Annotated in this window: 10 protein-coding genes; 2 read left to right on the forward strand and 8 right to left on the reverse strand. The window is 69.7% G+C overall.

Going from position 1 to position 11209, the window contains the following annotated elements; translation table 11 throughout:
• Positions 1-171: 171 nt before the first annotated feature.
• The gene (folD, locus tag HEP75_RS12680; protein ID WP_185823771.1) at positions 172-1083 is read right to left on the reverse strand and encodes a bifunctional methylenetetrahydrofolate dehydrogenase/methenyltetrahydrofolate cyclohydrolase FolD; all 912 of its coding nucleotides are present in this window, start codon (positions 1081-1083) and stop codon (positions 172-174) included.
• Positions 1084-1134: 51 nt separating this feature from the next.
• On the opposite strand from folD, the gene HEP75_RS12685 reads away from it, so the two are divergent.
• Complete coding sequence (locus tag HEP75_RS12685; RefSeq protein ID WP_185823772.1) at positions 1135-1431, forward strand: DUF1244 domain-containing protein; 297 nt, start codon at positions 1135-1137, stop codon at positions 1429-1431.
• Entirely contained in the window at positions 1432-2205 is a 774-nt protein-coding gene (locus tag HEP75_RS12690) for an alpha/beta fold hydrolase (RefSeq protein WP_185823773.1), read from the forward strand.
• Between the two features lie 140 nt (positions 2206-2345).
• Here HEP75_RS12690 and HEP75_RS12695 read toward each other — a convergent pair whose 3' ends face one another.
• The 7 genes from HEP75_RS12695 to HEP75_RS12725 form a co-directional block, all read right to left on the reverse strand.
• A complete protein-coding gene (locus HEP75_RS12695) occupies positions 2346-4196 on the reverse strand; it encodes a monovalent cation:proton antiporter-2 (CPA2) family protein (protein WP_185823774.1) in 1851 nt (616 codons plus the stop codon).
• A gap of 564 nt (positions 4197-4760) precedes the next feature.
• Positions 4761-5900 carry a molybdopterin-synthase adenylyltransferase MoeB gene (gene moeB / locus HEP75_RS12700; protein WP_185823775.1) on the reverse strand — a complete coding sequence of 380 codons (1140 nt, stop codon included), beginning with the start codon at positions 5898-5900 and terminating at the stop codon, positions 4761-4763.
• Positions 5901-5960: 60 nt separating this feature from the next.
• Positions 5961-7178: a gephyrin-like molybdotransferase Glp gene (gene glp / locus HEP75_RS12705; protein ID WP_185823776.1), complete on the reverse strand. Its 1218-nt coding sequence runs from the start codon at positions 7176-7178 to the stop codon at positions 5961-5963.
• Positions 7175-7780 (reverse strand): NTP transferase domain-containing protein, encoded by a 606-nt coding sequence (locus tag HEP75_RS12710; protein WP_185823777.1) that lies wholly within the window; start codon positions 7778-7780, stop codon positions 7175-7177. The genes glp and HEP75_RS12710 overlap by 4 nt, the downstream gene beginning before the upstream one ends.
• A gap of 3 nt (positions 7781-7783) precedes the next feature.
• Positions 7784-9181 (reverse strand): ribosome biogenesis GTPase Der, encoded by a 1398-nt coding sequence (der, locus tag HEP75_RS12715; RefSeq protein WP_185816306.1) that lies wholly within the window; start codon positions 9179-9181, stop codon positions 7784-7786.
• A 16-nt stretch (positions 9182-9197) separates the two neighbouring features.
• Positions 9198-10556, reverse strand: coding sequence for an outer membrane protein assembly factor BamB (gene bamB, locus HEP75_RS12720; protein ID WP_185826592.1), 1359 nt, complete (start codon positions 10554-10556; stop codon positions 9198-9200).
• Positions 10553-11191 (reverse strand): tetratricopeptide repeat protein, encoded by a 639-nt coding sequence (locus tag HEP75_RS12725; RefSeq protein ID WP_185816305.1) that lies wholly within the window; start codon positions 11189-11191, stop codon positions 10553-10555. The genes bamB and HEP75_RS12725 overlap by 4 nt, the downstream gene beginning before the upstream one ends.
• Positions 11192-11209: the final 18 nt, after the last annotated feature.

The following is an 11209-nucleotide window of genomic DNA, read 5'->3' on the forward strand; positions in this document are numbered from 1 at the left end:
GGGAAGCGCGGCATTTTAACGCATTTGGGGCCGGGATTGGAGATTTGGGATTCGGGATTCGCAACGGCGAAGCCTTCCGCAGCCGGCCGTTTGCATGTTTGCCTGGACGCCAACGGCCGGCCGATCTCGGAGTGACCGCGATCGACCGACGCACGTGCTTTGCCGTTGCCTTTAACGAATCCCGAATTCCGAATCCCGAATCCCAGCCGCATCAGCGGCCTCGATGGTGTTCTGCATCAGGGTGGCCACGGTCATCGGCCCGACGCCACCAGGGACCGGGGTGATCCAGCTGGCGCGTTGCGCGGCCTCGTCGAAGCCGACGTCGCCGACCAGGCGGCCGTCGTCGAGGCGGTTGATGCCCACGTCGATCACCACCGCGCCAGGCTTGACCCACTCGCCCGGAATCAGGCCGGGACGGCCCACCGCCACCACCAGGATGTCGGCATCGCGCACCCGCGCCTGCAGCACCTCCGGTGGGGTGAACTTGTGGCAGCAACTGACCGTGCAGCCAGCGATCAGCAGTTCCAGCGCCATCGGCCGGCCGACGTGGTTGCTGACCCCGACGATGGTGGCGTTGCGCCCGCGCACCGGCTGGTCGGTATGCCCGAGCAGGGTGACGATGCCGCGCGGGGTGCACGGGCGCAGGCCGAATTCGCGCAGCGCCAGGTGGCCGACGTTCTCCGGATGGAAACCGTCCACGTCCTTGCGCGGGTCGATGCGGTGGATCAGCCGGCTGGCGTCGGGAATGCCCGGCAGCGGCAGCTGCACCAGGATGCCGTGCACCTTGGGATCGGCATTGAGGCGGTCGATCAGCGCCAGCAGTTCGGCTTCGCCGGTCCCGCCCGGCAGGTCGTAGTCGAACGCCTCGATGCCGACCTTTTCCGCCGCGCGGCGCTTGTTGCGCACGTACACCGTGGACGCCGGATCGCCGCCGACCAGCACCACCGCCAGGCCCGGCCGCGGTTGCCCTGCCGCCAGCCGCGCATCGACCCGCAGCTTGAGCTGGTCGAGCAGTTCGTCGGCGATGCGCCGCCCGTCGAGGATGCGGGCCGGAACGGGGGAGACGGGCGCGGAATCGGTCATCGAGGCGAGCGGGTGTAGAGTCTGGGGACCCCTATTGTCCCCGATTCCGCCATGACCGACACCACCCGCATCGAAGCCGCCGCGTTCCGGCGGCTGCTGCAGCATCTCAATCAGGACCGCAGCGACGTGCAGAACATCGATCTGATGATCCTGGCCGGCTTCTGCCGCAACTGCCTGGCCGACTGGTACCGCGACGCGGCGGCCGCCGAAGGCGAAACGCTGAGCAAGGAACAGGCGCGCGAACGCGTCTACGGCATGCCGTTCGCCGACTGGAAGGCACAGTTCCAGGCCGACGCAACGCCGGAACAACTGGCGGCCTTCGCCGACGCGCAACGCCGGCACGGATAGATGCTGCGTCACCTGGGCATCGTCGCGGCGATCGCGGTCGTCGCCTATCTGGTGGTCTGCGCCCTGCTCTACCTGGGCCAGCGCGAACTGCTGTATTTCCCGCAGGCGACCCGCGTAGAAGCGGCGCAGACCGACTTCACGTTGCAGCGCAGCCCGGCGCTGCGCCTGCGCGGCTGGCGGGTCAATCCCGGCCGCGACAAGGTGTTGCTGTACTTCGGCGGCAACGCCGAGGACCTGCGCCAGGCGCGCGCGCAGCTGGCGCCGCTGCTGCCCGACTACAGCGTGTACCTGCTGGCCTACCGCGGCTACGGCGCCAGCGACGGCACGCCGAACGAGGCGGCGCTGATCGGCGACGCGCTGGCGCTATACGACTATGTCCGTGCCACGCAGCCGCAGGCCGAGATCGCCGTGCTCGGGCGCAGCCTGGGCAGTGGCGTCGCCAGCCAACTGGCGGCGCGGCGGCCGCTGGCGCGGCTGGTGCTGGTGACTCCGTTCGACAGCCTGGCCTCGGCCGCGCAGGCGCATTACCCGTGGGCGCCGGTGCACTGGCTACTGCGCGACCGCTACGACTCGGCCAGCGCGCTGCGCGCTTATCGCGGACCGTTGCTGGTGCTCCGTGCCGGCCGCGACCAGGTGGTGCCGGCGGCGAGCACGCAACGGCTGCTCGATTCTCTGGCGCAGGCGCCCACCGTGGTCGCGATGCCCCGCGCCGGCCACGACGACATCAGCGCCGACCCACGTTATGCGCAGGCGTTGCGGGCGTTTTTGCGCTGAAGCGCTTCAACTCGGACATTCGCAGTCCGCGGGGACACTGTAGGAGCGGCTTCAGCCGCGACAGGAACATTTCCGGAGAGATCAGGTCGCGGCTGATGGCCCGAGGCCACGTAGAGCCGCTCCTACAGATCAGCGGCGCCTCAGTCGTTACGACGCTCGTCCACCGCCTCCGCCGCCGGCACCGCTTCCGGATTGAGCGTGCGGCTCTCGCGCCGCGGCGGGGTGAACGGGGTCGGCTTGGGTACCGCCGGGGCGATGTTGCCGTACATCAGGCCGCTGCCGGCGCGCACATCGCCCGCGGCGATCTCCAGCTCCAGGCGCTCGGCGTCGCGACGGCGGATCTCGCGGGCGATGCTCGCGGCCTCGTCCTCGGCCATGCCCAGCTCGATCAGCGCGGCCTGGCCGAATTCCACCGCCGATTCGAAGGTCTCGCGGATCTGGTAGTCCACGCCGGCGGCGATCAGCTTCAGCGCATGCTCGCGGTCGTAGGAGCGCACCAGCAGCTTGGCGTGCGGGAATTCCTGCGTGGCCAGCTCGACGATGCGGTTGGCCGCCTCGCGGTTGTCGATGCACACCGCGATGGCGCGCACGCTGTGCGCGCCGGAGGCGTGCAGCACGTCCAGGCGGGTGCCGTCGCCGTAGTAGATCTTGAAGCCGAACTCGGCCGCGCTCTGGATCATCTCGATGTCGTTGTCGATGATGGTCACGTCCACGTCGCGCGCCAGCAGCGACTGGCTGGCGACCTGGCCGAAGCGGCCGAAGCCGATGATCAGCACGCTGCCGGTGAGCCCGTCGGCGGCCTCCACGCCGTCCAGCGACGGTGCTTCCACCGGCGCCCAGCGCCGGTACAGCAGCACGAACAGCGGGGTCAGCGCCATCGACAGCACCACGATCGCGGTCAGGTTGGCGTTGACCTGCGCGTCGATGACCCCGGCCGCGCCCGCGGCGGCGAACAGCACGAACGCGAACTCGCCGCCCTGCGCCATCAGCACGCCGCGGTCCAGCGCCTGCGCGTGGCCGCTGCCGGTGAGCCGCGCGACCAGGTAGATGCACGCGGCCTTGGCCGCCATGAACGCGAGCACGCCGCTGAGGATCAGCGTCCAGTTCGCCGCCACCACCGCCAGGTTCAGGGCCATGCCCACGCCGAGGAAGAACAGCCCCAGCAGGATGCCGCGGAACGGCTCGATGTCGGCTTCGATCTGATGGCGGAAGGTGGATTCGGACAGCAGCACCCCGGCCAGGAACGCGCCCATCGCCATCGACAGCCCACCGAGCTGCATCAGCAATGCAGCGCCCAGCACGACCAGCAGCGCAGCGGCGGTCATCACTTCGCGTGCCTTGGCCGCGGCCAGCAACCGGAACAGCGGGTTCAGCAGCCAGCGCCCGGCCACCAGCAGGCCGACGATCGCCGCCGCGCCGACGCCGATGCCGATCCAGCGCGAAGGCGCATCGGCGGCAACCGGCACCGGCGCCATCCACGCCACCACGGCCAGCAGCGGCACGATCAGCAGGTCCTCGAACAACAGGATCGCGACGATCTTCTGCCCCGCCGGCAAGGCGATGTCGCCGCGCTCGCCGAGCAATTGCATCACCACCGCGGTGGAGGTGAGCACGAAGCCGGACGCGGCGATGAACGCCACTGGCGAGGACAGTCCCAGCGCCAGCCCGACCCCGGTCAGCACCGTCGCGCACACCACGATCTGCGCCGTGCCCAGGCCGAAGATCTGCTTGCGCAGGCTCCACAGGTGCGAGGGCCGCATCTCCAGCCCGATCACGAACAGGAACATCACCACGCCCAGCTCGGCCACGTGCAGGATCGCCTGCGGATCGGCGAACCAGCCGAATCCGAACGGCCCGATCGCCAGGCCCGCGGCCAGGTAGCCGAGCACCGAGCCCAGGCCCAGGCGGCGGAACACCGGCACCGCCACCACCGCGGCGCCGAGCAACGCCACCACCTTGATCAATTCACTGCTGTCGGCTGCACTGGTCATGCGCAGATTCTACGCACAAGGCCGCGGCGACCCCATGCATTGGCATGCGGCATGGCGGGCGGAGTACTGCGGCGCGTGCATGCCGTGCCGTAGTGCGTGACGCATCACGGCCATGGAGGGCACCGTGATGCCAACGACGGCGGCGATCGCCCTTCCCTTCTCCCACCGGGACCATGGCCCCCTTTTCGGGGGAAGGTGCCCCGCAGGGGCGGATGAGGGGACGGGCGAAGCCTCGCGATCGAACAGCGCGAGAGCTTCGCTCCGGACCCTCACCCCAACCCATCTCCCGAGGGGAGAGGGGCTTATGGCTCTGCGCCGCAGAACTTTGCGTAGTCGATGCCAGTGAGTCGAAATACAGCAGGCGGCCGCGCAACGGCTCACCGATCTCCAGCAGCAGCTTCAGCACTTCATTGGCCTGCAGCATGCCGACAACTCTCCCTTCTCCCTGCGGGAGAAGGTGCCCCGCAGGGGCGGATGAGGGTACGGGCGAAGCTCTGCGATCGAACAGCGCGAGGGCTTCGCTCCGTACCCTCACCCCAACCCCTCTCCCGGGGGGAGAGGGGCTTATGGCTCTGCGCCGCAGAACTTCGCGTAGTCGATATAGCCGGGAAAGGCGAGCCCGGGCGCGCATACCGGGCATTGCGGATCGGCAGACAGGCGGGTTTCGCGGAAGCGCATCGCCAGCGCGTCGAAATACAGCAGGCGGCCGCGCAACGGCTCGCCGATCTCCAGCAGCAGTTTCAGCACCTCGTTGGCCTGCAGCAGGCCGACGATGCCCGGCAGCACGCCGAGCACGCCGGCCTCGGCGCAACTGGGCGCGAACTCCGGCGGCGGCGGCTCCGGGAACAGGCAGCGGTAGCACGGCGCCTGCCCGCGCCGGCGGCCGGCGTCGAACACGCTGACCTGGCCCTCGAAACGCTGCACCGCGCCGTACACCAGCGGCTTGCCCAGCTTCACGCAGGCGTCGTTGAGCAGATAGCGCGCCGGGAAATTGTCCGAACCGTCGAGCACCACGTCCACGTCCTGCAGCAGGCGTTCGACATTGGCCGAGGTCACCCGTTCGCGTATTGGCTCGACCTGCACGCCTGGATTCAGCGCGGCCAGCGCCGCGGCCGCCGACGCCACCTTGGGCTGCCCGACCCGCGCTTCGGTATGCAGGATCTGCCGCTGCAAGTTGCTGCGATCGACCATATCGTCGTCGGCGATGCGCAGCTGGCCGACCCCGGCCGCGGCCAGGTAGAAGCTCGCCGGCGACCCCAGCCCGCCGGCGCCGACCAGCAGCACGCGCGACGCCTGCAGCCGCCGCTGGCCGTCGACGCCGACCTCGGGCAGGCGCAGATGGCGCGAATAGCGCTCGAAGAAATCCTGCTGCTCCGGCGCCAGCGCCGGCTGCTGCAGCGGCAGTCCGTCGCGCTGCCAGCGCGTGGTGCCGCCCAGTACCGAGGCGACCGCGGAATAGCCTGCCTGCTGCAGGAACAGCGCCGCCTCGTGCGAGCGCTTGCCGCTCTGGCAGATCAGGATCGTCTCGGCATCGGCCGCGCCAAGATGCGTGGCCGGATCGTCCTGCAGCTGCGCGCGGGCCACACCGAGCGCGCCCTCGGCCATGCCGGCGGCGCGCTCGTGCTCCTCGCGCACATCGATCAACCGCGCGCCCTGAGCGATGCGCGCGCGGGCCTGCTGCGGAGTCAGTTCTCGAATGCTCATGCGTGCATTATCGGCGCAAACCCGTGGTGCGTCCTTCGCCAAGAAACGCACACGCGCGGCTCAGTACGGAAACACCTCGACCACCTCGCCTGCATCGAAACGGCGCGCGCCCTCGTCCAGGCGCAGCAGCACGTCGCTGTCGGCGGCGCCGCGCAGGCGGTGCGAACCGTCGGCCGGGTTCGGCTCCACCCACAGCTGTCCGTGCGCGTCGCAGCGCATGCGCCCGCGCAGGAACTCCAGGCGGTCGTGGCGCTTGTCCCAACCCGAGGCCAGCCGCGCGCGCCATTGCGGGCGTGGCTCGGCGCGCTGCTGCAGCGCGTCCAGCAGCGGCCGTCCGATCGCCATGAACGTGGCCAGCACCGACACGGGATTGCCCGGCAGGCCCAGGAACAGGGCGCGGTCCAGTTCGCCGAACAGCAGCGGCATGCCCGGGCGCATGCGCACCTTCCAGAAATGGATGCGGCCGCGCTCGGCCAGCAGCCGCGGCAGGTAGTCCTTCTCGCCGGCGGAGACGCCGCCGCAGGTCAGTACCACATCGAACGCCGAGGCCGCATCGCTGAGCATGCTGTCGATCCGCAGCGGATCGTCGGGCAGCGTCGGCCACGCGGTCGGCTCCAGGCCGAGCAGGCGCAGCTGCGCCATCAGCATGTCGCGATTGCTGTTGTAGATCTGCCCGGGCTTGAGCGGCATGCCCGGCTCGACCAGCTCGTCGCCGGTGGCGAACACCGCCACGGTGGGTCGCGATGCCACCGCCACCTGCGCCACGCCGAGCGCGGCGGCCAGGCCGATCCGTGACGGCGTCAACGCCACGCCCGCTTCGAGCACGCGCTCGCCGGCGCGCACGTCCTCGCCGCGCGCACGCACGTGCGCACCGGCGACCGGCGCGGCCGGCACCTGTACCTGGCCGTCGCGCTCGATGACGTTTTCCTTGATCACCACCGTATCGGCACCCGCCGGCAGCGGCGCACCGGTGGTGATGCGTAGGCATTCACCGACGCCGATCGCCTGCCGCAGGTCCTCGCCGGCGAACTGCTCGCCGGCCAGGCGCAGCATGGTCGGCGCATCGGGGTTCAGATCGGCGTGGCGCAGCGCGAAGCCGTCCATCGCGCTGTTGGCGAACGGCGGCAGGTCGATCGGCGCGTCCAGCGGTTCGAGCAGGATGCGGCCGTCGGCGCGCGGCAACGCCAGGCGTTCGGCCGGCAACGGGCGCGACAGGGCGACGGCGGCGACGATGGCCAGCGCCTCGGAATAGGCAATACGGGAGGGATAGTCGTTCATGGCGCCGGCAGGATACCCGCTGCGCGCAGGTCCTGCGGCGTGTTGAGGTTGCCCAGGGTCAGCCCGGGCAGCGGCACGCAGGCCAGCGCCAACTGCCGCTGCAAGGCGCGCGGCGCGTAGCGTCCGGCCTCCAGCGCCGCGGCCAGCGCGGGACGCAAGCTGGCGACGCGGTACAGCGCCACCAGCGGCTGCAGGCCGTCGTCGTCCTCGGCATAGGCGCCATCGCGATCGCCACCGGCGTCGATCAACCTGTCCAGCAGCGCAGGCGGAAGCCGGCACAGGTCCACCGGCAGGGTCAGCAGCCACGGCGTGGCGCAGGCCGCGGCCAGCGCGTCCAGGCCGGCGATCGGCCCCAGCGAGCGTTCGGCGCCAGGCGGCGCGGCAATCCGGTCGGGCAGCGCGTGCAGTCCGGCGGCGGCGTAGCGCGGCAGGTCGCGGTTGGCGCTGACCAGCACCGCGGCGACGGCGGGCGCCAAGGCCTGCGCCAGGCGCTGCACCAGCGCTTGCCCGTCGCGTTGCAGCCAGGCCTTGTCGCAGCCGCCCAGGCGTTGCGCGCGGCCGCCGGCGAGGATGCCCAGCGTGACCTCGCGCCGCGCGTCCATCGGCTACTTGCCGCGGACGTGTTTCATCAAGCGCCGCTTCTTGGCGATCTGGCGCTCGGTCAGCACGTTCTTCTTGCCTTCGTACGGATTGGCGCCTTCGCGGAACATGAAGCGCACCGGCGTGCCGACCAGCTTGAAGCGCTTGCGGAAGAAGTTCTCCAGATAGCGCTTGTACGACTCCGGCAGCACCTTCAGGCGCGTGCCGTGGACGATGAAGGTCGGCGGATTGCTGCCGCCCGGATGCACGTAGCGCAGCTTGGAGACGTGGCCGCGGATGCTCGGCGGCGGATTGGTCTCGTAGGCCACTTCCAGCGCCTGGTTGACTTCGCTGGTGCTGAATTCGCGGATCGCCGAGGCATGCGCGCTGTGGATCGAGCGGAACAACTCGCGCAGGCCGGAGCCGTGCTTGGCCGAGATCCGCACCGCTTCGGCCCACGGCACGAAGCCGAGCTTGCGCGACAGCAGCGCCTCGGCCTGCTCGCGCTGGTAGTCGGTCAGCCCGTCCCACTTGTTGACCGCCACCACCAGCGCGCGGCCGGCGTCCAGGATCGCGCCGAGCACGCTGGCGTCCTGGTCGGTGACGCCTTCGGTGGCGTCGAGCAGCAGCACCGCGACCTCGCATTGCTCGATCGCCTGCAGCGTCTTGAACACGCTGAACTTCTCCACCGCCTCCTCGACCCGGCCGCGACGGCGCAGGCCGGCAGTGTCGATCAGCCGGTACAGGCGGTCTTCGCGCTGCAGATCGACCGCGATCGAATCGCGGGTGGTGCCCGGCACTTCGGAGGCGATCATCCGCTCCTCGCCGAGCAAGCGGTTGACCAGCGTCGACTTGCCGACGTTGGGCCGGCCGACGAAGGCGATGCGCATGCGCTTGGGATCGGTGTCCAGCGTCTCGCCGGCGCCCTCTTCCGGCAAGCGCGACAGCACTTCCTCGAGCAGGTCGTCGATGCCGTGGCGATGCGCCGCGGACACCGCGATGGCCTCGCCCAGGCCATAGCGCGCGAACTCGGCGCGCACCTGGTCTTCGTCGGTACCGTCGATCTTGTTGATCAGCAGCAGCGTCGGCCGCGCCAGCTTGCGCAGCCAGGCCAGGATCTCGTCGTCGAGCGACGAGGACCCCTCGCGGCCATCGACCACGAACAGCACCAGATCGGCTTCGCCGGCAGCGGAGCGCGCTTGGTCGGCGGTCGCGCCGGCCAGGCCTTCTTCCTCGCCGGAAATGCCGCCGGTGTCGACGATCACGAACGGGGTGTCCGGCTCCAGCCGGCAGACCCCATAGTTGCGATCGCGGGTGACGCCGGGCTGGTCATGGACCAGCGCGTCGCGGCTGCGCGTGAGCGCATTGAATAGCGTGGACTTGCCGACATTCGGCCGTCCAACCAGGGCGACCAGCGGCAGCATCGCGAATTCCCTTCCTTTATTGACCCAACCGGAACGCGGTCAGGTCGCCTTTCGTGTTCTGGACCAGCAGGATGCCATCGGCTACCACCGGCTGCGCTACCAGCGCCTTGCGTCCCACTCGCTCGCGTGCGGCGATCTCGCCGTTGTCGAGCTTCAACCAATGCAGATAACCCTTGTAGTCGCCGACCACGGCGTAGTCGCCCTGGATCGCCACGCCGGTCAACGAACGCCGCGCCAGCGCCGGCTGCGACCAGGTCGCCGAGCCGGAGGCCTTGTCCAGCGCCCACACCGAGCCGGCATTGTCGGCCACCACCACGCTGCCGGAATTGACCGCGACACCGCCGGCGCCGCCATGATCGCGGGTCCACAGCGGACGCCCGCTCGGGCCTTCCAGCGCCACGGTCTGATTCTTGAAGCTGGTCGCGTACACGGTGGTGCCGTCGAGCACCGGTGCGCCGTCCACGTCGGACATGCGCTCCAGTTCGGTGCGGCCTTCCGGCACGCCGATGGTCTGCTCCCACAGCACACGCCCGTCCTGCATCGCCAGCGCCGCCAGGGTGCCGTCGTCGTTGCCGATGAACAGCACGCCCGGGCCGGCCACCACCGGCGCGTTGCCGCGCACGGTCAGGGTCGGCAGTTCCTGCACATGGAACCAACGCTGCTGCCCGGTGCCCGCATCGAATGCTGTGACGTGGCCGTCGTTGCTGCGCACGAACACCATGTTCTGCGAGACCACCGGCGCGGCGATCACTTCGTTGGGCACCTTGGCACGCCACTTCTCGGTGCCGCTGGCGGCGTCGAGCGCGATCACTTCGCCATTCAGGCCACCGACGACGACCAAGCCCTCGCCTACGCCAGGACCGCCGGCGAAGCGCGGCAGCGGACGGTTCTTCTCCAGCCGCTTGCGCTCCTTGGCCTGCTGCTTCTCGTTGCGCAGGCGCTGCTTGTAGGCGGCGCGCTCGTCCTTGGACAGGCCCTTGCTGGACTCGCCCTCAACCTGGCTCTCCGGCTGCTCCTGCACCTGCGACAGGCGCTCCTTGCGCGCCTTCTTGGCGTCGTATTCCCACAGCGTCTTGCCGGTCTGCAGGTCCAGCGCGTAGACCGAACCGGAGGCCGCGGCCAGGTACACCTTGCCGTCGGCCACGGCCGGATGCTGGCGCACGCCGATCCGCTTCTCGCCCTTGCCGGCATCGGTGGACCACAGCTTGACGATCTTCACCGACGGCTTGAAATCGACCAGCTCGGCCGGCTCGGCGGCCTTCTTGGCGGCCGCGTCCTTGCCCGCGAACCAGCCCTTGACCGTGCTGCAACCGGACAGCGCCAGACCCAGCAGCGCGATGGTCGCGATGCGCTTGAACATGACTACCTTCATCAGATCGGCTCCGCAGGATTCGGCACGGTGCCGCCCGCATCCATCAACTTCGTTTCCAGCAGTCGCCGTTGCGGCGCCGCCACGTCCAGGGTGGTCAACGACTTGGCATACGCTTCGCGTGCCGCATCGCGCTTGCCCTGCGCGATCAGCGCATCGCCACGGATCTCCAGGCTCTGGTTGTCGTCGGCCGAGGCCAGCAGCTTCAGCGCTTCGTCGCTCTTGCCGGTCTGGATCAGCAACCGCGCCACGCGCTGGTCGATCAGCAGTTTCAGCTCGCCCTCGGCCTTGAGGCCGCGCAGCGTCGCCAGGGCCTGGTCGTACTTGTCGTCGTCAGCTTGCGCCTTGGCCAGGCGCAGCGCGGCCAGTTCGGCATAGATGTTGGCCGGGCCCTGCTGCAGCGCCGCCATGTCCTTGCTGGCCTTGTCCAGTTGCTTGGCCTGGATGCTCTTGAGCACGGCGTCGTAGTGGGAATTGGCCAGCGCCAGATCGTTGGAATGCTGCTTGGTCCACCACTGCCAGCCAATGATCGCGCCGATGCCCAGGGCAATGCCGCCGATCAGGCCGGCGCCGTTTTTCCTGAGCCAAGTGCGGACGCGTTCGCTTTGTTCGTGCTCGTCGAGCAGGTCGTCGATCGCCATGCGTACTCTCGCCCCGCC

The organism is Xanthomonas sp. SI (assembly GCF_014236855.1).
In the GTDB taxonomy this organism is placed as follows: domain Bacteria; phylum Pseudomonadota; class Gammaproteobacteria; order Xanthomonadales; family Xanthomonadaceae; genus Xanthomonas_A.